The 22,678-nt window shown below is 68.5% G+C and carries 21 protein-coding genes and 1 tRNA gene; 15 read left to right on the top strand and 7 right to left on the bottom strand.

Going from position 1 to position 22,678, the window contains the following annotated elements; genetic code table 11:
• Positions 1–29: 29 nt before the first annotated feature.
• Both ACLZN2_RS03890 and ACLZN2_RS03885 read left to right on the top strand, forming a co-directional pair.
• A complete protein-coding gene (locus tag ACLZN2_RS03890) occupies positions 30–1,319 on the top strand; it encodes an MFS transporter (RefSeq protein ID WP_416976909.1) in 1,290 nt (429 codons plus the stop codon).
• Positions 1,316–1,885: a class I SAM-dependent methyltransferase gene (locus tag ACLZN2_RS03885; protein WP_416976908.1), complete on the top strand. Its 570-nt coding sequence runs from the start codon at positions 1,316–1,318 to the stop codon at positions 1,883–1,885. Before ACLZN2_RS03890 ends, ACLZN2_RS03885 begins: the two co-directional genes overlap by 4 nt.
• A 58-nt stretch (positions 1,886–1,943) precedes the next feature.
• Here ACLZN2_RS03885 and ACLZN2_RS03880 read toward each other — a convergent pair whose 3' ends face one another.
• Positions 1,944–2,633 (bottom strand): HAD family hydrolase, encoded by a 690-nt coding sequence (locus ACLZN2_RS03880; RefSeq protein WP_416976907.1) that lies wholly within the window; start codon positions 2,631–2,633, stop codon positions 1,944–1,946.
• 108 nt (positions 2,634–2,741) lie between these two features.
• Here ACLZN2_RS03880 and ACLZN2_RS03875 point away from each other — a divergent pair, with 108 nt between their 5' ends.
• Positions 2,742–3,491: an XRE family transcriptional regulator gene (locus tag ACLZN2_RS03875; protein ID WP_416976906.1), complete on the top strand. Its 750-nt coding sequence runs from the start codon at positions 2,742–2,744 to the stop codon at positions 3,489–3,491.
• Positions 3,492–3,506: 15 nt separating this feature from the next.
• A complete protein-coding gene (locus ACLZN2_RS03870) occupies positions 3,507–3,974 on the top strand; it encodes an NUDIX hydrolase (RefSeq protein ID WP_416976905.1) in 468 nt (155 codons plus the stop codon).
• Positions 3,975–3,989: 15 nt separating this feature from the next.
• Here ACLZN2_RS03870 and ACLZN2_RS03865 read toward each other — a convergent pair whose 3' ends face one another.
• Positions 3,990–4,547 (bottom strand): HD domain-containing protein, encoded by a 558-nt coding sequence (locus ACLZN2_RS03865; RefSeq protein WP_416976904.1) that lies wholly within the window; start codon positions 4,545–4,547, stop codon positions 3,990–3,992.
• 346 nt (positions 4,548–4,893) lie between these two features.
• On the opposite strand from ACLZN2_RS03865, the gene ACLZN2_RS03860 reads away from it, so the two are divergent.
• The gene (locus ACLZN2_RS03860) at positions 4,894–5,460 is read left to right on the top strand and encodes a flavoprotein (protein ID WP_416976903.1); all 567 of its coding nucleotides are present in this window, start codon (positions 4,894–4,896) and stop codon (positions 5,458–5,460) included.
• Here ACLZN2_RS03860 and aspS read toward each other — a convergent pair.
• Positions 5,450–6,760, bottom strand: coding sequence for an aspartate--tRNA(Asn) ligase (gene aspS, locus ACLZN2_RS03855; protein ID WP_416976902.1), 1,311 nt, complete (start codon positions 6,758–6,760; stop codon positions 5,450–5,452). The two genes, ACLZN2_RS03860 and aspS, sit on opposite strands and share 11 nt — an antisense overlap.
• A gap of 365 nt (positions 6,761–7,125) precedes the next feature.
• Here aspS and ACLZN2_RS03850 point away from each other — a divergent pair, with 365 nt between their 5' ends.
• Entirely contained in the window at positions 7,126–7,275 is a 150-nt protein-coding gene (locus ACLZN2_RS03850; protein WP_416976901.1) for a hypothetical protein, read from the top strand.
• Positions 7,276–7,449: 174 nt separating this feature from the next.
• Here ACLZN2_RS03850 and ACLZN2_RS03845 read toward each other — a convergent pair whose 3' ends face one another.
• From ACLZN2_RS03845 to ACLZN2_RS03835, 3 genes are all read right to left on the bottom strand, one after another.
• Complete coding sequence (locus ACLZN2_RS03845) at positions 7,450–8,079, bottom strand: hypothetical protein (protein WP_416976900.1); 630 nt, start codon at positions 8,077–8,079, stop codon at positions 7,450–7,452.
• A gap of 124 nt (positions 8,080–8,203) precedes the next feature.
• Positions 8,204–8,668: an NUDIX hydrolase gene (locus ACLZN2_RS03840; RefSeq protein WP_416976899.1), complete on the bottom strand. Its 465-nt coding sequence runs from the start codon at positions 8,666–8,668 to the stop codon at positions 8,204–8,206.
• A 184-nt stretch (positions 8,669–8,852) separates the two neighbouring features.
• On the bottom strand, positions 8,853–9,866 hold the full coding sequence (locus ACLZN2_RS03835; RefSeq protein WP_416976898.1) for an NAD(P)H-dependent glycerol-3-phosphate dehydrogenase: 1,014 nt from the start codon (positions 9,864–9,866) through the stop codon (positions 8,853–8,855).
• Between the two features lie 1,426 nt (positions 9,867–11,292).
• Between ACLZN2_RS03835 and ACLZN2_RS03830 the strand changes: the two genes are divergently transcribed.
• On the top strand, positions 11,293–11,466 hold the full coding sequence (locus ACLZN2_RS03830) for a helix-turn-helix transcriptional regulator (RefSeq protein WP_301987600.1): 174 nt from the start codon (positions 11,293–11,295) through the stop codon (positions 11,464–11,466).
• Positions 11,463–12,839 carry a tyrosine-type recombinase/integrase gene (locus tag ACLZN2_RS03825; protein WP_416976897.1) on the top strand — a complete coding sequence of 459 codons (1,377 nt, stop codon included), beginning with the start codon at positions 11,463–11,465 and terminating at the stop codon, positions 12,837–12,839. Before ACLZN2_RS03830 ends, ACLZN2_RS03825 begins: the two co-directional genes overlap by 4 nt.
• 211 nt (positions 12,840–13,050) lie before the next feature.
• Here the strand turns inward: ACLZN2_RS03825 and ACLZN2_RS03820 are convergent.
• Positions 13,051–13,122: transfer RNA gene (locus ACLZN2_RS03820), tRNA-Arg, on the bottom strand.
• Positions 13,123–13,269: 147 nt separating this feature from the next.
• Between ACLZN2_RS03820 and ACLZN2_RS03815 the strand changes: the two genes are divergently transcribed.
• The 7 genes from ACLZN2_RS03815 (at position 13,270) to rho (ending at position 22,613) form a co-directional block, all read left to right on the top strand.
• Positions 13,270–13,788: a response regulator gene (locus ACLZN2_RS03815; protein WP_416976896.1), complete on the top strand. Its 519-nt coding sequence runs from the start codon at positions 13,270–13,272 to the stop codon at positions 13,786–13,788.
• Between the two features lie 129 nt (positions 13,789–13,917).
• Positions 13,918–15,009, top strand: coding sequence for an ArgS-related anticodon-binding protein NrtL (nrtL, locus tag ACLZN2_RS03810; RefSeq protein ID WP_416976895.1), 1,092 nt, complete (start codon positions 13,918–13,920; stop codon positions 15,007–15,009).
• A gap of 15 nt (positions 15,010–15,024) precedes the next feature.
• Positions 15,025–16,416 carry a diaminopimelate decarboxylase gene (gene lysA / locus ACLZN2_RS03805; protein WP_416976894.1) on the top strand — a complete coding sequence of 464 codons (1,392 nt, stop codon included), beginning with the start codon at positions 15,025–15,027 and terminating at the stop codon, positions 16,414–16,416.
• A gap of 166 nt (positions 16,417–16,582) precedes the next feature.
• Positions 16,583–17,875 carry a homoserine dehydrogenase gene (locus ACLZN2_RS03800; protein ID WP_416976893.1) on the top strand — a complete coding sequence of 431 codons (1,293 nt, stop codon included), beginning with the start codon at positions 16,583–16,585 and terminating at the stop codon, positions 17,873–17,875.
• A 6-nt stretch (positions 17,876–17,881) separates the two neighbouring features.
• The gene (gene thrC, locus ACLZN2_RS03795; RefSeq protein WP_416976892.1) at positions 17,882–18,940 is read left to right on the top strand and encodes a threonine synthase; all 1,059 of its coding nucleotides are present in this window, start codon (positions 17,882–17,884) and stop codon (positions 18,938–18,940) included.
• Between the two features lie 292 nt (positions 18,941–19,232).
• Positions 19,233–20,177 carry a homoserine kinase gene (gene thrB, locus ACLZN2_RS03790; RefSeq protein WP_416976891.1) on the top strand — a complete coding sequence of 315 codons (945 nt, stop codon included), beginning with the start codon at positions 19,233–19,235 and terminating at the stop codon, positions 20,175–20,177.
• A gap of 423 nt (positions 20,178–20,600) precedes the next feature.
• Positions 20,601–22,613, top strand: a complete 2,013-nt coding sequence (gene rho, locus ACLZN2_RS03785) for a transcription termination factor Rho (RefSeq protein WP_416976890.1) — start codon at positions 20,601–20,603, stop codon at positions 22,611–22,613.
• Positions 22,614–22,678 lie beyond the last annotated feature (65 nt).

The raw sequence follows: 22,678 nt of genomic DNA, 5'->3' as shown, positions 1-22,678 counted from the left end.
AGTCATACCTACGAGGGGAGTTCGCTGACGTGTCGCACCGATCCGGACCCGACGCCTCAGGAAGTCTGTGGAGAGACAGAGACTTCCGGCGCTACGCCGTCGCGCACGGCATCAGCGTTACCGGAAGTCGCGTGACCACGATCGCGCTGTCCGTCCTGGCCGTTGTCGAACTGCACGCCTCCACCTTCAACGTCGCGCTGATCGCTTTCGCCTCCAAACTCCCACCCTTGCTGCTGTCCCTCCATGCCGGCGTCCTCGCAGACCGCCGTCGCAAGCGCCCGGTGATCATCACCTGCGACCTGCTCTGCGCCGCCGTCCTGCTCACTCTCCCCACCGCGCAACTCCTCGCCCGCATCACCCTGATTCACCTCTATGCGGTCGCCTTCACAGTGGCCGCCGTGCAGGTCATCGGCAGTAACGCCTCAATCAGTTACCTGCCCTCCCTCCTCGGCCCAGGCCGGATCAAGGACGGCAACTCCAAGATGGGCGCCAACAACTCCCTGGCCGACCTGATCGGCACAAACTCCGGCGGCGTCCTCGTCACGGTGCTCGGCGCGGCCCGCGCCGTCACCGTCGATGCCGCCTCCTACCTCGCCAGCGCCCTGCTCCTGTGGCGCATCAAGCACCGCGAGGACCCGCCTCCCGCCCGCACGGCAGGCAGGAGCCACTGGGCGGAAATCCGCGAGGGCCTCACCTACACGCTGCATACCCCCGTCGTGCGCTCGATCGTGCTGTCGAATACGGCCACTTCCTTCGTGCTGGCTGCCAGCAGCGCCCTGTGGTCGCTGTATTTGCTACGCGAACTGCACTGGAGCCCGACCGCCCTCGGGATCGTCATGGGCGCCGGCGGAGTCGGCGGCATCCTCGGAGCCCTCGTCTGGCAGCCCCTGGAGCGACGTTGGGGTCCCGGCAAGGTGATGCTCGGCGCGCTCGCCCTCAACCCAGTCGCCCAGATTCCCCTGGTCGTCACCGGCCCCGGGCTCGGCGGGCAGTTCGCCATCGGCGTCGGCATGGTCATCCAAACCGGTGCCGCTGTGTGCCACGGCGGGCTCCAGCGCGCCGTCCGCCAGGAACTCGCCCCCGACCACCTCCAAGGACGGGCCCAGGCCACCGGAGCCTGGCTCGCCTTCAGCCTGCGCCCGTTCGCCGCGCTCGCCGCTGGCGCTCTGGGCAGCCTGCTCGGCCTGCGCCCCACCCTCACGCTTATCACCGCGGCCCTGGCCGTCCCGTTCCTCGTGCTGTGGAACTCGCCCGTCCGCGGGCTCGGCCCCGCCGCCCCTGTCTCCCTGATCCCGACCGAGGAGCCCGCCAGCCCATGACGATCACCAACCCGGCCGATTACTGGGACCCGCTGTGGACTTCGGGGCGCCGTTATCGCGGCCTCGGCCCCGAGGAACAGCAGCTGACCCGCCGCCTCCTCGGCGCCGGCCGAGGCCGGCCCGCGCTCGACATCGGCTGTGGTGACGGGGCCCTCGCCCGGTACCTGCACGCCGACCTCGGATACCGCACCACGGCGATCGACTGTTCCTCCGCCGCGCTGAAGCTCGCGCAGGCCGAGCAAGACGCGAATGACGGCCCGGTCTTCCAACAACTGGACATCGAGACCGACGACAGCAGCGTGCTCCCCGACGCCGGCTACGCCCTCGTCACCTGTCGACTAGTGTTCGCCTTCATCAAGGACAAGCCCGCCTTCCTCGACCGTATCCGATGCCTCCTCCCGCCCGGCGGAACGTTCTGGTTGGTCACCCCTCTCGCGGAGCGCCTCCCAGAGGAGCGGAAGTCGATCGGAATCACCGCGCAGCAGGTGGAACTGCTGACCGCGCCCTGGTCATCGGTCGAAAGCGAAGACCTGGACTCGATGCGCTGCTACGCCCTGCGCCCCTGACCCGCCGCGATCCAAAGAGTGACTTCGACAAGGCACTAGGGTGCAGGGACAGGCCGACTCAGGCCGCTGCTGCCCGCAGGTGGGCCAACAGGCCCTCCGTATCCGTCAGATCCGGAACGACGAAGTCGGCGCCAGCGGCACGGAGTTCCGCCATCGAGTGGATGCCCGAGGCGACAGCAACACAGTGTGCCCCGGCGTCATGCGCCGCCTGCACATCGCGAGGCGTGTCACCGATCAGCACAGTCGACACCATCATCGCCACGCCATAGGCGGCGTGAATCCTGGTTCGTGCAGCGTCGACGAGCTGGGCCCGGTCCTCGCTGTCTTCGCCGTACCCACCCACGGACAGGTCGAGCAGGCCGTCGAGACCGAAAGCCCTCAGCTTGACGCGCGCGTTCGCCGCGACGTTGCCCGTGAGAACCGAGGAACAGACCTCGGAGTCCGCCGCGAGCGCCTTCAACGCCTCCTGGACACCGGGCAGAACCCGGCCCCGCCGTCGCAGATCCTGCTCGCGGCCCCGCCCGGCTTCTTCCAGCGCTCCCTGCGCCGACTCCCATCCGGGAACCGGCAGACCGTGCCGGACGAACATCTCGCGCATGATCGCCCGGTCCGTGCGTCCCTCCGTCGGCGCGGGCAGCACGGCATCCCGCCCCGCGAGGGCCTTGAAGGCGTTGGCGTAGATCTCTTTGCTGACGCCGGCGTTGTCGACGAGGGTGTGGTCCACGTCCCAGAGCACGATGAGCTGCACGTGCCCAGGGTATGCAGCGTGAACTGCCTGTTAATAGAGCCCTCTTGGGACGTCCTGGCGTCCCGCAAGATCTTGCCGCGTCCCAGGACGTCCTGCGAGGATGCGAATGTGAACGAGCGGCTGCGTACGGTGATGATCCAGCGGAAGGTGACCCCGGAGGACCTTGCGGCCTCCTGCGAAGTAGACGTCAAGACGGTGGAGCGCTGGATCAGCCTGGGTCGGCAGCCACTCCGCAGGCACCGCTGGGCGGTTGCGCAGAGTCTCGGCGTGGACGAATCGTATCTGTGGCCGCCGGAGGAGGACGACGCCCCGGGACAGCCGACGGAGCAGGCGGAACTGGTCGCCGCCTTTCCCAACCGCGCGAGCGTCCCGCAGAAGACCTGGGTCCGCCTCCTGCAGTCCGCGCAGGAGCACATCGACGTCCTGGTGTTCAGCGGGACGTTCTTCGCCCAGACCAACCCGCGCGTGGCGGCGATGCTCGCCGAACGCGCCGACGCCGGCGTCCGGATCCGCCTCTGTTTCGGCGACCCGTCGGGCAAGGCAATCGCCGTCCGCGACGAGGAGGAAGGGATCGGCGGCACGCTCTCCGCGAAGATCAGGGCATCGCTCACCTACTACCGCAAGCTGATCGGGACCCCCGGCTGCGAGGTACGCCTGCACGACACGACCCTCTACAACAGCCTGTTCCGCTTCGACGACGCACTCCTCGTCAACCCGCACGTCTGGGGCCAGCCGGCCAGCGCCAACCCCCTGTTCGAACTGCGTCGCCTGGGGGACGACGGCTGGTTCGACCACTACGCCTGCAGCTTCGACGCGGTCTGGGAGACTGCAAAAGCCTGGTCCCCCGAATCCATGTAAGGAGCCCGGCCCGCGATGGGACGTACGGAGTTCTGGTACGACGAGAACGCACCCAAACCGAACACGCTGATCCCGGCGTGCAACATGCTCGCCGCCCGGGACGACGGAGCGATCCTCCTGCAGCGCCGCCGCGACACCGGCCAGTACGCGCTCCCCGGCGGAGCCATGGACATCGGAGAATCCCCCACCCAGTGCTCGGTGCGGGAATGCAAGGAGGAGACCGGTGTCGATGTCATCCCCATCGGACTCCTAGGCGTCTACTCGCTCCCCGAACACGTGGTCGCCTACACCGACGGCGAGATCCGGCAGGCATACGAGGTGACCGTGATCGGGCGCCCCGTCGGCGGCCAACCGACCGTCAACGACGAAGCAGACGACGTGCGCTGGGTCCTGCCCGACGATCTGGACTCGTACGACATCCACCCCTCCATGAGGAAGCAGATCGCCCACTACTTGGACGGGACGTACCCCCACGTCGACTGAGCGCCATGCGCTCCCTTACCGCTCTGCCAGGACCAGCCGGTCTTCGACTCTGTGCACAGCAGCTCGGAGATCTTCATTGGCCCGGCGAATGAAACGGCCGACGGTGCTGTCGCGGTCGTACCGGGTGAGGATCTCCGCCAGGCGGGCATCCACGGTGGTGGGGGTGCCGTCCGGGGTGGTGGTCATGTCGCAGTACGCCAGAGCCTCCACCAGCCCCGCGTTGTCGAGGATCGGGAACTCGGCCTCCAGTTCTTCCCTCAGTCCACGCTCCTCCGCCTCCAACAGCGCGCACGAGTGATTGGCGACCAGCCGTACCAAACGCTCGTCTGCCGCCGAAGAATCGCGAAGGTAGCGGGCCCCGTCCAACGGATGGAACCCTGTCATGACCAGCGACGGCGCATATCCGATGTCGTGCAACATGGCTGCCGCCCAGAGCAGCTCCGCATCGTCGCCCAGGATGCTCGCCAGGGACTGCGCCCTTTCGGCAACGCCCTGAGAGTGCGCCCAGCGCCGCGGCAGGGGCTCAGCGAGGAGGGAGTTGGCTAGATCGCGCGCCCACGCGGTGAGGTCCATGCTCCGCAGCCTATGGTGGGAGACGCCTTGACCGGAGATGATCAGCAGGACGTCCCAGGACGTCTCGGGTAGCCCCGGGGCCTCGCATCCAGCCAGCTGTCAGCAATGGCATTAAGGGGCGGGCGCCTCATGGGGCCTTTCCTGGTCAAGGACGCGACGTAGCAGTAGCGCAGTGGGAGGTCCCCGTCGCCGGGGCACGGGCTACAGCCGCCGACCCTACCCAGTATCTGACCGTATGCAGGGCAGTATGTGCCCGCTCACCGGGGCTGCCGTCTACCCCTTGCACTTTCGCCCCGGCATCCTCGAAGACGTCGTCACGGCCATCGACTTTCCCTGGAGCCCCCGCGTGAGTGAGCAGCCCGACCGGCAGATCCAGAAGCCGTTCCTGTACGTCGTCGTATGCGCGGCCGGTATCGCAGGCGACGTCGGCAAGCTGATCACTGCTGCTCAAGGAGCAGAATGGGACGTGGGTGTCGTCGCCACCCCGCAGGGCCTCGGCTTCCTTGACTCCGGGACGGTCGAGGCACAGACCGGCTACCCGATCCGCTCGGCCTGGCGCTCGCCCGGCGACCCTCGTCCGCTGCCGCCTGCTGACGCCATCGCGGTCGCGCCGGCCACCTTCAACACGATCAACAAGTGGGCCGCCGGTATCTCCGACACCCTAGCGCTGGCCATCCTTTGTGAGGCGTACGGTCTCGGCATCCGCACCGTGGCCCTCCCGTATCTGAACTCCGCCCAGGCCGCCCATCCCGCGTACCGCCAGAGCGTGGAGCGGCTACGTGAGATGGGCGTCCTGATCGGCTCGTACGAACCTCACCAGCCGAAGGCCGGCGGTGGGGCGGACCGGTTCCTCTGGGAGGAGGCGTTGGAGCTGCTCACACCAAGGCTGGCCGCGCGGCCAGTTATGGGGTGAGCCGGTTCGGCCCGCGGAAGAGGAAGCTGGCCTCGCGGATGGAGTCCAGGCCGAGCAGCACCATCAGCACCCGTCCGAGGCCCATGCCGAGCCCGCCATGGGGCGGGCACCCGTACCGGAACGCGTTCAAGTAGTCCCGCATCGGCTCGGGGCTCATGCCCTTCTCGGCGGCCTGCTCCAGCAGCACGTCATACCGGTGCTCGCGCTGTGCACCGGTGGTGACCTCCAGCCCCCTCCACAGCAGGTCGAAGCTGAGCGTCACGCTCGGGTCGCCGGCCGGCCGCATGTGGTAGAAGGGCCGGATGCCAGCCGGGTAGTGCGTGATGAACACGAACTCGTGGCCGGTGGCCTGCTGGATGTGGGCGCTAATGCTCCGTTCACCCTCAGGGTCCAGGTCCTCCTTGGCCCCTGCCCGGTCCCAGCCGCTCTCGCGCAGGATCTTCTGCGCTTCGGCCATGGTGACGCGGGGGAAGGGCGTCGTGGGCACGGTGACCTCGACACCGAAGCGCTCGGCGATCGCCCCGCCGTGCGCGTCCGCGACCTTGGCGATCGCGTGGGTGAGCATGTGTTCCTCGAACGCCATCACGTCCTCGACGCCGTCGATCCAGGCCAGCTCCACGTCGACGCCCGTGAACTCGGTGGCGTGCCGGGAGGTGAACGACGGCTCGGCGCGGAAGACCGGTCCGATCTCGAAGACCCTGTCGACGCCGCCCGAGATCGCCATCTGCTTGAAGAACTGCGGTGACTGCGCCAGGTAGGCGCTGCCGCCGAAGTAGCCGAGCTTGAAGACCTCGGCGCCCGACTCTGAGGCGGTGCCCATGAGCTTGGGGGTGTGCATCTCGGTGGCGCCCTGCGCGTAGGCGTACTCGCGCATGCCCTGTTCCAGGGTGGTCTGCACAGCGAACATCAGCTGGGTGGCGGGACGGCGGCGCACGTCCAGGAAGCGCCAGTCCATCCGCTGCTCCATGCCGGTGTGCTCGTCGATCGGCAGCGGCGTGGCGGCCGGGTTCAGGACCTCAACCGCCTCGGGGACGATTTCCAGGCCGCCGAGCTTGACCTGGGCGGCGGCGACGACGCGGCCGGTGATCTTGACTGCGGATTCGGGGGTGAGGGCTTCGAGTCGGGTCTCCACCGGCCCGTCGTCGCGCTTGTGGGTCACCTGCACCATGCCGGTGCTGTCGCGCACGATGACGAACTGCATAGTGCTCTGCAGGCGGAGGGTGTTCACCCATCCGTAGACAGAAACGGTAGAGCCGACGTGTTCTCGAAGGTCGGAGACGCGTACGCGGCTGTGGATCATTCGGGTCCTCCGAAGGACGTCGTCATGATCCCTTGGGAGTGCGGGCGAGAAGGGCAACTCGCGGTACCACCGCACTTTCGCCGCCACGCGGTGGCGGCCTCATTTCGGCCCGGTGACGGGGGCCGGCCGGCGGGGCATTGGACCACCGGGTGGGGTCGTTCCTCCCCGCGCTCGGGAGGGTCTTCACCACAGGGCACGAGACCGCCTTCGCAGCTTCCGGCGGCTCTCTTGGCTCGTGTGATCCGTGGCTACTCGTCTCCGTCGACGCGTTGCTGTGCAGGGTACGGAGCGGGTGGCGGCGATGGCAATCAAGAACCTGCCCTGAGCAGGTCCCGTACGGCTGGCCGCGGCCGTCGATGCCAACGGTGGTTTCCGTCTCGACGACGGCCGAACCAGAGTTCAGCCGCCGCCGACATTCCGTACGGCAGGCGCTCGGCGAGGTCGTGATCGGGGGACTTGAAGGTGATGAGCTGTACCTCAAGGCGGGCCGCAAGGTCGTCCATATAGGCGTCTGAGGTCAGACGCAGCGCCGACTCACCTGCGTGAGTCGGCGCCGTTTCCGTTTGCCCTCGATGGGTGGCAGGTGCGTTGTCAGGGCGCCTTTCGATGGTCATGCGGGGGGACGGCACTTCCGATCGGTGTCGACCCGAGCGAGATCATCGATGCGACGCCGGGAGTGCTCGCACGCTTCACGAAGCCCATCCGTGCCCCAGGGCGAGTCGGCCGGCTTGATGTGCGTCGCGCTGCTCGGTGATCCAGCGCTCGACCTGGCCTATGGAGTTCGCCACGGGTTGGTCCGTGGTGTCGAGCAGTTGAGTGCGCCAGCGGGGATCACTGGCGTGCCAGCTGGTCCAGCGGTGCCAGACCATCTCAGGCGAGCTGTTGTCGATGATGACGTCGGGCCGGTGGCGGGGGTCGAGAGCGTGCTGCCGGTGCCATGTGGCCCAGCCGAGGAAGGCGTCCACGGCCGGCGTGTCCCACCGGCCGGGGTCACGTGCGGCAAGACGAGCGCGCCGGACATCGTCGGCGACATCGACCAGGCATACGGCGATGCCATCGAGAAGTGGAGCGGAGGGCACGGCGAGGACTTCCCCCAAGGGAGACTGCCCGGTGAGCAACAGGTCGATGCCGCGCTCCTGGTACTCCAGCGCGCGTCGCACCCACATCTCGGTCATGCGGTGGCGCCAGTGCAGGTCGGCGCCCGCCGGCACACCGAGTTCATCGAAGTCGTGCACGACGATGTACGGGAGCCTGCTGGCGGTGGCGTAGGCGAGCGTCGTCTTGCCCGAGCAGCTCGACCCGGTGAGCTTGAACAACATCGCCCCACAGTGCCAGCGTCTCAGCGCCTCTCTCGACCCATTTCTGCTCGCCCACTACCTCGGCCGGACCAAGCGAGCGAGCGGGTGCGAGGCCAGGTCGGGGGCTTGTGCCCAATATCGGCGATCACTCGATCGGCAGAGGTAGGTCGTCGGCCAGCAGACGCTCGTGAAGTTCACCGAGAGCCGTGCGGTTGCTGTCGAACCGCAGTGCCTCGACAGCCGCGTCGTAGTCCAGCCATTGGACATCGGTGTGCTCGTCGGAGATCTTGATCCCGACGCTGGTCAGGTCGATCGCAAAAGAGTATTCCGGTACGACGTAGGTCCCGACAGGCCAGTTGACGCGATCAGCGAAAAACTGGGCCCGGATGCTGGCCATGGTCTGCAGCGGGTAGAGCCGGACTGGCCGGTCGAGGCCAAGTTCCTCACGAGCCTCACGTACGGCAGCCTGCTGCGGCGTCTCGCCGACCTCACCGCCCCCGGCTACTGCCTGCCAGACGTTCATATCCATGCGTCGCAGCACAGCGAATTCGACCTGGTCGCCAACTCGGCGGAAGGGAACGACAAGGACCTGAAAGGGGGCGCGAGACATTATCGCTCCTTGAGGAGAGACCCGGCCAGGTCGCGGGCCCAAATGGTCAGATCCATGCTCGGCAGACTATGACGTCCGGCGCGGAGGCCGAGCGGTGATCGGCCGGACGTCCCGGGACGTCCTCCGCTTCGATCCTCGCCTGCGATGGCATACGGCATCCTCTCCGGGACGAGCAGCGCGGGGGTCAGCGCTCGGGCTTGGGGGATCGCTGTGTCAGCGCGGCGGCGGCCTCGTCGAGGGTGACCTTCTCGTGCAGAAGGGCGGAGATCACTTCCGCAATCGGCATCTCAACGCCGTGGGCATGAGCCAGGGCGAGAATCGCCTCAGCGGATTTGACGCCCTCGGTGGTCTGCCGGGTGGCGGCCGTCGCCTGTTCGACGCTCAGGCCGTGGCCGAGGTGGGCGCCGAAGGTGCGGTTGCGGGAGAGCGGGGACGAGCAGGTGGCCACCAGGTCGCCGAGGCCGGCCAGACCGGCGAGGGTGGCCGGGTGGGCGCCCATGGCCACAGCCAGCCGGGTGGTCTCCGCCAGCCCGCGCGTGATGAGCATAGCTGCAGCGTTGTCGCCGAGGCCCATGCCCGAGGCGATGCCGACTGCCAAAGCGATGACATTCTTCACGGCGCCGCCCAGCTCGCAGCCGATGATGTCGGTGCTGGTGTAGGGCCGGAAGTAGGGGGTGCGGCACGCCTGCTGGAAGCGGCGGGCGGCGTCCTCGTCGGGGCAGGCGACGGTGGCGGCGGCGGGCTGGCCGTCAATGATCTCGCGGGCGAGGTTCGGGCCCGACAGCGTCGCGACCCGGTCCGCGCTCACCCCGGTCACCTCGGTAATGACCTGACTCGCTCGTTCCCCGCTGCCCAGTTCGATGCCCTTCATCAGCGACACGATCACGGTGTCGGGCCCGATGTAGGGTGCCCACGTGGCGAGGTTGGTCCGCAAGGATTGCGCGGGGATGGAGAGCACGAGGTAGTCAGCGCCGTCCAGCGCGGCGGCCGGGTCTGTTGTGGCCGTCAGGGAGGCGGGCAGCTCGACGTCCGCGAAGTAGCCAGGGTTGCGGTGGCTGGTGTTGATCGTGTCGGCGATCTCGCGGCGACGGGCGTGCACGATGACGTTGGTGCCGGCGTCGGCCAGGATCTTGGCGACTGCGGTACCCCAGGACCCGGCCGAGAACACCGCCGCACGGGGGGAACGGTGCTGGCTCACTCGGGGTCCCTTCGCTGGGCACGGGCCCGTCACCGGGGTGGCCGGGCTCGGACATCCTATGTGCGGCATGATCGAGGGGCCGGAACCTCGGCCTCAAGTGCGTTGCTCAGCCGCGTAAGCCGCGGTGGGATCGCTGAGGTACTGCCGGGACGGCATCGAGCGGATGGAACGCAGCGGGAGCTTTCACGGCGCGTAGTCCATGTCGTGGAGTATCACCGCTCCCACAGGAGTTCTGCGTCCTTGCCCAGGACCTTTGTTAGAGGCTGGGCCCCGGCGGCGACGTCCTGAGAGTGCGCCCAGAGCTGCGGCAGAGGCCCAACGAGAAGAGACTCGGCCAGATCCCATGCAGTGAGATCCGTGCTGAGCAGGCTGCGACGTACGGCGACGGCAGTCGGGCGGTGATCAGCCAGACGTCCCAGGATGTCTTATGGGCGTCCGCGAAAGTGGCTTCGTGCACGATAAGTTGCTCCGCTCTGAGGCCACCCCACGGAGAACAACAGCGGGGCGCTCAGCAGCGAGCGAGCCCCGGTCGGAGCCTTCAGCCCACGGCAGACGAGAAAGAGCCCCAACGGACTGGAACCTCCATCGGGATCATGTCAACGTACAACGACCCAGAAACCCCAGATCAGTGATAGGTGCGGGCTTCCGGGCCGACCGTCGTACGGGCCGGCCGCCACGGCAGTCCAGAGAGCCTGATCTGTTCGATCCGGGGACCCAATGCGCCCAAGGAGATACACCTGTCGAATCCCGCAATCCGATCCGCCCGCTTCACTGCCCCCATCCTCTTGGTGCTCGGCGCCATGAACGCCTGGACCGCTCAGGAGCGGGAGGACTACGGCGCCCTATCCACGGCGCTGTGCCTTTGTGTATGCGCGGCAGGGCTGTTCGGTGAGGACGTACTGCAACGCGACTTCCGTCGTGACCGAGCTGTTCTCGCGCATGTCGCGGTCCACCCCGGTGCGGCCACGCGGCACGTTGCCTGCGCCCTCGGTGCCCGTGAGCGAGTTGTGCAGCGCAGCCTCAGCCGACTCACCGAGGAGGGGCTCCTCATGCTGGAAACGGACGGAGCCACATCCGCCCTCCGCGTGTACCGGTGGCTCGCTGACGGCACGTTCCTGCCAGCCCGCGGTGCGATATATAGCCGACGATCCCCGGTTAGCGAAACCGGGGATCGTGGCGACTATTGATGGTGTTCGCTCTGGCTGCTTGGCGGTGGACATGAAGCGAACAGCCCTCTGGGTGCCCTAGCTGTGGCTGGCACCTGGTAACCCGCCCGGACCAACCTCACGATCACGAAGGACCCCAAGCCTGATCCACGCACCCCCGCTCATTGCAGTCCGTCTCCATTTCTGCACCACCTTGTAAGGAATCCTGCATGCGCCTTTCCGGGATACCCCATGCCCAAAAACATAAGGGCGATGAGCTAATGACTGTTCCAGAGATCCTGGACGCGCTAAAAGGGACGTCCCGACGGACCTTTTACAGGTGGCGAGAAATGGGCACCGGCCCTGCTGCCTTGAAGCTCCCGAACGGGGAGTTGCGTGTATGGCGGAGCGTGTTCATGGAATGGCTGCAAGAAAGAGAGGAAAACGCAGCTTGAAGACCAGTGACGTTCGAATATGGGGTGTCCGGCCCAAGCGGCGCCAAGGCAAAGATGCCTACGAGTTGCGCTGGAGTGTGGGAGGACGCCCATTCTCGCGTACACGGCGCACGCAAGGTCTCGCCAACAAACTGCGTTCACAGCTGGCCATGGCCCAGGAGGCCGGCGAGCTGTTCGACGATGAGACAGGCTTTCCTCCTTCTATGGAAGAAAAGCCGCCTGCTCTCACTTGGTATGCCTTCGCGCTGGAATACCTGCGCATGAAGTGGCCGCACGCGGCACCCAATTATCGGGATGACATCAGCGAAGGCTTGACCGCAGTCACTAAGGCGCTTATGCCTAAGAGACCGGGTCGTCCGGCGGATATAGCCATGCAGCGGGCCTTGCGGGACTGGGCATTCGTCCTTCCCGGTCCAGGTGAGCGCGATGTTCCGCCAGAGGCGCGAGTTGCCATCGACTGGGTGGCGGAGAATTCTCCCCCGCTTTCCGACCTCGCTCAGCCTGCGGTCATGCGTGGCGTGCTGGACGCACTCAAACTGAAACTTGACGGCAAAGCGGCTGCGGGTGAAACGGTCAAGCGCAAGCGCAAGATCCTCGTCAATGCCCTCAACTACGCCACGGAGCGCGGCGAGTTCGAGGACAACCCGGTCCATGCCGTCCCTTGGGAGACACCGGCGAGGATTGTGCCTGTCGACCCCAGGGTCGTGGCCAATCCGAAGCAGGCCAGCAACCTGATCGACGCCGTCTCCTACATCGGCGGCTACGACCGGGCCAGGGGCAGACGCCTGGTCGGGATGTTCGCCGGCATGTACTACGCCGGAATGCGTCCGGCCGAGACCGTTGGCGTCGCGATCCAGGATTGCCACCTACCCAAGGAGGGCTGGGGCGTGGCGAACCTCCACCGGACCCGGCCGACGGCAGGGAAAAAGTGGACCAAGACGGGTGAGGTGCACGACGACCGCGGACTGAAGAACCGCGATCCCAGAGTCGTGCGGCCGACGCCGCTGCCGCCCGGGCTCGTGGCAATCTGGCAGGACAGCATCGACACCTTCGGCACAGCCGACGACGGCAGACTCTTCTTCAACGAGCGCGGCGGGCTCGTCGGCTCCTCGACCTACTCGCGTGTCTGGGCGGAGGCCCGCGAGTTCGGCCTGCCGCCGGAACTCGTCGCGAGCCCTCTTGCCGACCGCCCGTACGACCTGCGCCACTCAGCGCTGTCCACGTGGCTGAATGCCGGCGTCGATCCGACGGAGGTCGCCGAGCGGGCCGGCAACACCGTGGAGGTGCTACTGGCTCGATATGCGAAGTGTCTGCACGGACGGCACGCCGTGGCCAACAAACGAATTGAGGATCTGCTGCTCGAATACGAGTGACGATGATCACACCGAACGCCCCGAGGTGCACACCTCGGGGCGTTTCTTATGTGGCGGATTGACTGATTTGTGGCCCGATGTCCGAACCCACAAATAGCCCACAGCGCGTGTCCTACGGCAGCTTTCGCTGACGCTCGGCTGCGCATGGCTGCAGTCGTTCCGAATTGGCATCTGCGCTGGTCAGGTGGCATTTTAGCCCTCTGACCTGCAGTGCCCCCGGCAGGATTCGAACCTGCGCACACGGCTCCGGAGGCCGTTGCTCTATCCCCTGAGCTACGGGGGCGTGTCGGGCGGGAGCTGCTTGCTCCTGGCGACGGACAGAACACTACCAGCTCCCTCGGGGTGTTCATGAACGGGTTTACGTGGGGCAGGGAGGGGTGGGTGTCGCCCGCAGGGGGTGGAAGTGGGGAAAACCCGGACGCGGTGGCCGGTGTCGACCTACTCTCGAGTTGTGCCAGGCGCGTCGGGTCGGGTGCTTGTTGTGGACGACAACAAGGTCATCCGGCAGCTGATCAGGGTCAATCTCGAGCTTGAGGGTCTCGAGGTCGTGACCGCCTCCGATGGTGCCGAGTGTCTGGAAGTCGTTCATCAGGTGCGGCCCGACGTCGTGACGCTCGACGTCGTCATGCCCCGCCTGGACGGCCTTCGGACCGCCGCTCGGCTGCGTTCCGATTCGCGGACGCGTGATCTTCCCCTCGCGATCATCAGCGCGTGTACCCCGTACGAGGTCGAGGCCGGCCTCGAAGTCGGCGTCGACGCCTTCCTCGCCAAGCCCTTCGAACCCCTTGAACTCGTCACTGTCGTACGGCGGTTGCTGGACGGGAAGCGGCGGGAGAGCGTCCGTGGGGGCGAGGGTGGGGGAGCGGTTGGGCTCGGGCTCGGGACCGTTCTCGGCGCCGGGGGAGGCGTGGGAGCCGGGCAGGGGAGCGGAGGGCCCGGCTCGGAGTAGGGGAGCGTGGTGTTCCCGCGTTTCCTCTTCGGTCGTTCGCCCTCGACCGTCCACGTCCCGCGTCCACATCCCGGGACCTCGCCAAACCGGCTCGCCTACCCACCCCCCTCCTCCCATACGCTTGTCCCCGTGACCCCCGTCGAGCTCTCCCGCACCGTGCTGCATGCGGTACGTCGTGCTGTCGACGCCGGAGAGCTGAGCGTGACCGTTCCGGCGCGGGCGGTCGTCGCTCCGCCGAAGCCCGGGGGGGCCGGGGACTACGCCACGAACATCGCCCTGCAGCTGGCCCGCCCCGCCGGACAGCCCGCCCTGCGGGTCGCCGAGGTGCTGAGGACTTATCTGGCCTCCGCGGACGGTGTCACCGGCGTCGAGGTCACCGGGCCCGGGTTTCTCAACATCAGCCTCGATCGCCCTGCCGCGTCCGCGGGGCTCGTCCGACGGATCCGTCGGGAAGGACTTCGGTACGGGCACGGGGACACCCTCGCGGGGCAGGTGTACGAGCTGCGCGTGCCGTTCGAGGTCCGGGCCGAGGTTCTCGCCGACGCCCTGGCGCGGATCGTCGCCTCACAGGGCGGGCGCGTCGCCACCCATCACCGTGAGCCCGATGGAATTGGCGGCATCGGCGACACCGGTGACAGCCGTGGCGCCTCTCCCGGTCACCACCCTCCGTCCGAGCCCTTCGAGCTCCGGCCCTGCCCCGCCCCCGAGGACCCCACCCCCCTCGGGCTCGACGCCGCCTGCTGGGCGCTGCTCCACCCCGCGCCCCACGACCGCCCCCGCATCACCGCCGATCACCTGGTCCAGCGCGAGAGCAACCCCGTCTTCCGGGTTCGTTACGCACATGCCCGTACCCGGGCCCTCAGCCGTAACGCCGCCGATCTCGGATTCACCGCCGAGGCCGGAGACCTGGAGATGGAGGCACTCCTGCCTCCCCTGCCTCCGCTGGTCCCGCTGCTTCCCCTCCTCGCCGACTACCCCCGCGTTCTCGCCACCGTCGCCGCCCTTCCCCGCCCGGACGGCGTCGCCGCGCCCTCACGTCTCGCGCGGCATCTCGTCGCCGTCGCGGACGCCACACTGCTGCTGCTCCCCGTCGTGCTGCCGCTCGGCGAGGAGAAACCCTCGGCCGCCCACCGCGCCCGGCTCGCGCTCGCCGAAGCCGCCGGGACGGTGCTGGCCGGCGGCCTGTCCCTGCTCGGCATCGACGCACCCGACCATCTCTAGAGAGCCAGTCAGAACATGAGCCGTTCCGCCCACCCCGCCGGGCCCCGTCACGCCGATGTCCTTCCCGAGGGTCACTACTCCGGGCCGCCCAGCGACCTCAACGTCCTGGACCCGAAGGTCTGGGCCCAGACCGTCGGGAGGGACGGTGACGGTGTCGTCACCGTCGGTGGCGTGGACGTCAAGACCCTTGCCGAGCAGTACGGGACTCCCGCCTACGTCCTCGACGAGACCGACTTCCGGGCGCGTGCCCGTGCGTGGCGTGCCGCCTTCGGGAGCGACGCCGACGTGTTCTACGCCGGCAAGGCGTTCCTGTCCCGTGCCGTCGTGAAGTGGCTGCACGAGGAGGGGCTCAATCTCGACGTGTGTTCCGGTGGTGAGCTCGCCACCGCGCTGTCCGCCGGGATGCCCGCCGATCGGATCGCCTTCCACGGGAACAACAAGTCGGTGGAGGAGATCGAGCGGGCCGTCAGCGCCGGGGTCGGGCGGATCGTGCTCGACTCGTTCCAGGAGATCGTGCGGGTCGCCCATGTCGCCGAGTCCCTGGGCAAGCGGCAGCGGGTGCAGATTCGTATCACCGTGGGGGTGGAGGCGCACACCCATGAATTCATCGCCACCGCTCACGAGGATCAGAAGTTCGGGATTCCGCTGGCGGGCGGGCAGGCCGCCGAGGCCGTGCGGCGCGCGCTGAAGCTCGACGGGATCGAGCTCATCGGCATTCACAGCCACATCGGCTCGCAGATCTTCGACATGTCCGGGTTCGAGGTCGCCGCGCACCGGGTCGTCGGGCTGCTCAAGGACGTCCGGGACGAGCACGGCGTCGAACTGCCCGAGATCGATCTGGGGGGTGGGCTCGGCATCGCGTACACCAGCGACGACGATCCCCGTGAGCCGCACGAGATCGCCAAGGCGCTGACCGAGATCGTCACCCGTGAGTGCGAGGCAGCGCGGCTGCGGACGCCGCGGATCTCCGTCGAGCCGGGGCGTGCCATCGTCGGGCCGACCGCCTTCACGCTGTACGAGGTCGGCACCATCAAGCCGCTCGACGGGCTGCGGACGTACGTCTCCGTGGACGGGGGGATGTCGGACAACATCCGTACCGCGCTGTACGACGCCGAGTACAGCGTCGCGCTCGTGTCGCGGACCTCCGACGCCGAGCCGATGCTCGCCCGGGTCGTCGGCAAGCACTGCGAGAGCGGGGACATCGTCGTCAAGGACGCGTTCCTGCCGTCGGACCTGGCACCGGGTGACCTGATCGCCGTACCGGCCACGGGTGCCTACTGCCGGTCCATGGCGAGCAACTACAACCATGTGCTGCGGCCGCCGGTCGTCGCCGTGGCCGACGGGGAGTCGAGGGTCATCGTCCGGCGGGAGACGGAGGAGGACCTTCTGCGGCTCGATGTCGGGTGAGGGAAAAACCGGACGGGAACGAAAACGAAAAAGGGGCGGGAGAATCTTCTGTCTGTTGCCCTTGTGGAAATGAAATACATGTCTCACGATCCGGACCGGGGATAGAAACTCCGGTCCGGTGAGTGAGACTGGTCCAACCGTAGACGGTATGAGGAAACGAGGTCGGATGATGCGTACGCGTCCGCTGAAGGTGGCGCTGCTGGGCTGTGGAGTGGTCGGCTCAGAGGTGGCGCGCATCATGACGACGCACGCCGACGACCTCGCCCAGAGGATCGGCGCCCCGGTGGAGCTCGCCGGGGTCGCCGTGCGGCGGCCCTCGAAGGTGCGCGACGGCATCGACCCGGCCCTCGTCACCACCGACGCCACCGCCCTCGTCAAACGCGGGGACATTGATGTCGTGGTGGAGGTGATCGGGGGGATCGAGCCCGCCCGCAACCTCATCACCACCGCCTTCGCGCACGGCGCGTCCGTCGTCTCCGCCAACAAGGCGCTCCTCGCCCAGGACGGGGCCGCCCTGCACGCCGTCGCCGACGAGCACGGCAAGGACCTGTACTACGAGGCCGCCGTCGCCGGGGCCATTCCTCTCATCCGGCCGCTGCGGGAGTCCCTCGCCGGCGACAAGATCAACCGGGTGATGGGCATCGTCAACGGGACGACCAACTTCATCCTCGACAAGATGGACTCGACCGGGGCCGGGTACCAGGAAGCCCTCGACGAGGCCACCGCCCTCGGGTACGCCGAGGCCGATCCGACCGCCGACGTGGAGGGGTTCGACGCCGCCGCCAAGGCCGCCATCCTCGCCGGGATCGCCTTCCACACGCGCGTGCGGCTCGACGACGTCTACCGCGAGGGGATGACCGAGGTCACCGCGGCCGACTTCGCCTCCGCCAAGAACATGGGCTGCACCATCAAGCTGCTGGCCATCTGCGAGCGGGCAGCGGACGGCGGGTCCGTCACCGCTCGGGTGCATCCCGCGATGATTCCGCTGAGTCATCCGCTGGCCTCCGTGCGCGGCGCGTACAACGCCGTGTTCGTGGAGTCCGACGCGGCCGGTCAGCTGATGTTCTACGGCCCCGGCGCCGGCGGTGCCCCCACCGCCTCCGCCGTGCTCGGCGACCTCGTCGCCGTCTGCCGCAACCGGCTCAGCGGGGCAACGGGGCCCGGCGAGTCGGCGTACGCCGCCCTGCCCGTGTCGCCGATGGGTGACGTCGTCACGCGCTACCACATCAGCCTGGACGTGGCCGACAAACCGGGCGTGCTCGCCCAGGTGGCCACCGTCTTCGCCGAGGGCGGCGTATCCATCGATACGGTTCGCCAGCAGGGCAAGGACGGCGAGGCCTCCCTCGTCGTCGTCACCCACCGCGCGTCCGACGCCTCCCTCACCGGGACCGTCGAGGCGCTGCGCAAGCTCGACACCGTGCGGGGTGTCGCCAGCATCATGCGGGTTGAAGGAGAGTAACCAGCAATGACCCACCAGTGGCGCGGAATCATCGAGGAATACCGGGATCGGCTGCCGGTGTCCGACAGCACCCCAGTGGTGACGCTCCGCGAGGGCGGCACGCCCCTCGTGCCCGCGCAGGTGCTCTCCGAGCGCACGGGCTGCGAGGTCCACCTCAAGGTGGAGGGCGCCAACCCGACCGGGTCCTTCAAGGACCGCGGCATGACCATGGCCATCAGCAAGGCCAAGGAGGAAGGCGCCCGGGCGGTCATCTGTGCCTCCACGGGCAACACCTCCGCCTCCGCCGCCGCCTACGCCGTCCGCGCGGGCATGGTGTCCGCCGTGCTCGTGCCGCAGGGCAAGATCGCGCTCGGCAAGATGGGGCAGGCCCTCGTCCACGGAGCGCAGATCCTCCAGGTCGACGGAAACTTCGACGACTGCCTCACACTCGCCCGTGAGCTGAGCGACAACTACCCTGTCGCGCTGGTCAATTCGGTCAACCCGGTGCGCATCGAGGGGCAGAAGACCGCCGCCTTCGAGATCGTGGACATGCTGGGCGACGCCCCGGACATCCATGTCCTGCCGGTCGGCAACGCGGGCAACATCACCGCGTACTGGAAGGGCTACAAGGAGTACGCCGGCGACGGCATCGCCTCGAAGACGCCCCGGATGTGGGGCTTCCAGGCCTCCGGCTCGGCGCCGATCGTGCGCGGCGAGGTCGTCAAGGACCCGTCCACCCTCGCCACCGCGATCCGGATCGGCAACCCCGCGTCCTGGCAGTACGCGCTGGCCGCACGGGACGAGTCGGGCGGCATCATCGACGAGGTGACGGACCGTGAGATCCTGCGCGCCTACCGGCTGTTGGCCGCGCAGGAGGGTGTCTTCGTCGAGCCCGCGTCCGCCGCGTCCGTCGCCGGTCTGCTGAAGGCCGCCGAGCGTGGCGACGTCGACCCGGGGCAGCGGATCGTCTGCACGGTCACCGGCAACGGCCTCAAGGACCCGGGCTGGGCCACCGAGGGCGCCCCGCGTCCGGTGGTCGTCCCCGTCGACGCGGCCGCGGCAGCGGCCCGCCTGGGTCTCGCGTAACACCCTCGTCGCCGGGTTGACCCCGCAGTCGCCGAGTTGACCCCGCAGTCGCGGGGATAACCCCGGAGTCGCGGGGATAACCCTGGAAGGGATGCACAGGGGGCTTACGACACGCATCGTGCGCCTCCTGTGCGCCCTATGTCGCCGCAGAACCTTCCTTCGATAGGCTGTACTGAACCCGCCCGCCGCATATGCCGCAGCGCAGCGCCGCGTCGCCCTCGCGGCCCAGGGTCGTCACATGTCTATCGAATGTCATTCGACAGTCACGCAGCTCAAGGAGAGTCATCGAGAGATGGCCGGTCCCGCCTTCCGCGCCGCCCCCGTCCGGGTGCGCGTTCCCGCCACCAGCGCCAACCTCGGCCCGGGCTTCGACGCCTTCGGTCTCTCGCTGGGGCTCTACGACGACGTAGTCGTCCGGGTGGCCGACTCCGGGCTGCACATCGACATCGCGGGCGAGGGCAGCGAGACGCTCCCGCGTGACGAGAAGCACCTCCTCGTCCGCTCCCTGCGCACCGCCTTCGACGTCCTGGGCGGCCAGCCGCGCGGCCTGGAGATCGTCTGCGCCAACCGCATCCCGCACGGCCGGGGCCTCGGCTCCTCCTCCGCCGCGATCTGCGCCGGCATCGTCGCCGCACGCGCGGTGACCATAGGCGGCGAAAGCAAGCTCGACGACGCCGGACTGCTCGAGCTCGCGACCGAGATCGAGGGGCACCCGGACAACGTCGCCGCCTGTCTGCTCGGCGGATTCACCCTGTCCTGGATGGAGGCCGGCGCCGCGCGGGCGATCAGGATGGAGCCCGCCGATTCCATCGTTCCGGTGGTTTTCGTACCCGGAAAGCCGGTACTGACCGAGACGGCGCGCGGACTGCTCCCGCGTTCCGTGCCGCATGTCGACGCCGCCGCCAACGCGGGCCGTGCCGCGCTGCTCGTCGAGGCCCTCACCCGGCGCCCCGAGCTGCTGCTGCCCGCCACCGAGGACCGACTGCACCAGGAGTACCGCGCCCCGGCCATGCCGGAGAGCGCTGCCCTGGTGGAGCGCCTGCGCGCCGACGGGATCCCCGCGGTGATCTCCGGGGCCGGACCGACCGTGATGGCACTGGCCGACGCCGACACGGCCGACAAGGTCGAGGCCCTGGCGGGCGCGGAATGGGCCGCGAACCGCCTGGCCCTGGATGTGCAGGGAGCGAGCGTTCTGCCGCTCGCACCTGCTGGTGAAACGCACTCCGGCGACATTTAGTGCACGGTTGCCGGATTTCGAGAGGGGGAATGTTTGTTGGATCCGGTAGTGTTAACCTCAAGTCTGCACCCGACCCCACCATGGCGAGGTGCTTCACGTCCCCGTCCGGGACAGACATTCTTCCGGGAGCTCCCCAAGCCGCACTGCGCTCCGTACGTCGTATCTGGGCAGTACGCCGTACATCGGCGCTGAGCGGTCCGCAGGTGGGGGTCCCCCCGCTGGGGGAGCTCCGGAATCGGTGCTACCACGCCACGTGACACTGGGTGTCACGGTTCGTCGGGGAAGCGCCATCACCAGCAAATCTCTCTTCCGCCGTTGTGGCGGACCACCGCCCCGGCTTCGCCAGATCAAGGACCGAAGCCGGACAGCACAACCGGTCGCCGAGCCAGACAGGCCGACGTCCGCTCCAGGGAAGGACCCTTCGTGAGCGACACCACCGATCTGATGGGCGCACGTGTCGAGGAGACCGCTGCCGCGCCCGCCACGGACGCCTCCGCGCCTGCCACCGGTGCCGGCTCGCGGCGGCGCCGCGGTACCGGCCTCGAGGGCATGGTGCTGGCCGAGCTGCAGCAGGTCGCATCCGGCCTCGGTATCAGGGGCACCGCGCGGATGCGCAAGAGCCAGCTGATCGAGGTCATCAAGGAGGCGCAGGCCGCCGGAGGCTCCGCCCCGGCGAAGGCCGACGCTCCGGCCGCCGAGACGAAGCCCAAGCGCCGCGCCGCCTCCAAGGCCCGCGCCGGCGAGGACGCCGCCGAGAAGAAGGCGGACGCCGCCCCCAAGGCCGAGGCCGCCGCCGAGAAGGCCGTGGCCCAGCAGCAGATCGAGATCCCCGGCCAGCCGGCCAGCAACGACGCTCCCGTCGAGCGCCGCCGTCGCCGCGCCACCGCCGAGGCGGGCAGCCCGACGGCCACCGGCGCCGAGACCGTCGTCGCCGAGGCCAAGGCCGAGCCCAAGGCCGAGACGCCCGCGCAGCCGCAGGCCGAGGCCAGGGCCGCCGAGGTCGGCGAGGCCGACGGACGCCGTCAGGGCCGCCGTGAGCGCGGCGACCGCGATCGTGACCGCGACCGCGGCCGTGACCGTGACCGCCGTGGCGGCAAGGGCGACGAGCAGCAGGGCGGCCAGCAGCAGCGCGGTCAGCAGACCCAGCAGCAGAGCCGCCAGGACCGGGGCGCCGGTCCGCAGGACGACGACGACTTCGAGGGCGGCCGCCGTGGCCGTCGTGGCCGCTACCGGGACCGCCGTGGCCGTCGTGGGCGTGACGAGATCGGCGCCCCCGAGCCGCAGCTCGCCGACGACGACGTCCTGATCCCCGTCGCGGGCATTCTCGACATCCTCGACAACTACGCGTTCATCCGGACCTCCGGCTACCTGCCCGGCCCGAACGACGTGTACGTCTCCCTCGCCCAGGTCCGCAAGAACGGCCTGCGCAAGGGTGACCACCTCACCGGCGCGGTGCGCCAGCCGAAGGAAGGCGAGCGCCGCGAGAAGTTCAACGCGCTCGTCCGCCTCGACTCCGTCAACGGCATGGCGCCCGAACACGGCCGTGGCCGCCCGGAGTTCAACAAGCTGACCCCGCTCTACCCGCAGGACCGCCTCCGTCTGGAGACGGACCCGGGCATCCTCACCACCCGCATCATCGACCTCGTCGCGCCGATCGGTAAGGGCCAGCGCGGTCTGATCGTGGCCCCGCCGAAGACCGGCAAGACCATGATCATGCAGGCGATCGCCAACGCGATCACGCACAACAACCCCGAGTGCCACCTGATGGTCGTCCTCGTCGACGAGCGTCCGGAAGAGGTCACCGACATGCAGCGGTCGGTCAAGGGCGAGGTCATCTCCTCGACCTTCGACCGCCCGGCCGAGGACCACACCACGGTCGCCGAGCTCGCCATCGAGCGCGCCAAGCGTCTGGTGGAGCTGGGCCACGACGTGGTCGTACTGCTCGACTCGATCACGCGTCTGGGCCGTGCGTACAACCTCGCCGCCCCGGCCTCCGGCCGCATCCTCTCCGGTGGTGTCGACTCGACCGCCCTGTACCCGCCGAAGCGCTTCTTCGGTGCGGCCCGCAACATCGAGGACGGCGGCTCGCTGACCATCCTCGCCACCGCCCTGGTGGACACCGGGTCCCGCATGGACGAGGTCATCTTCGAGGAGTTCAAGGGCACCGGCAACGCCGAGCTCAAGCTCGACCGGAAGCTCGCCGACAAGCGCATCTTCCCGGCGGTGGACGTCGACGCGTCCGGCACCCGCAAGGAGGAGATCCTGCTCGGTGCCGAGGAGCTGGGCATCGTGTGGAAGCTGCGCCGGGTGCTGCACGCGCTCGACCAGCAGCAGGCGATCGAGCTGCTTCTCGACAAGATGAAGCAGACCAAGTCGAACGTCGAGTTCCTGATGCAGATCCAGAAGACGACGCCGACCCCCGGCAACGGAGACTGACGTCAGTCTTCGAGGAGGGCCACCCCCGTTGCGAGGGTGGCCCTCTTCGCTGTCTGTGGCTCGGT

The sequence above is a fragment of the Streptomyces sp. T028 genome, from assembly GCF_048159505.1.
GTDB lineage: Bacteria > Actinomycetota > Actinomycetes > Streptomycetales > Streptomycetaceae > Streptomyces.
The sequence above is the reverse complement of the archived record's forward strand: the minus strand, read 5'-3'. Positions and strand labels throughout refer to the sequence as shown.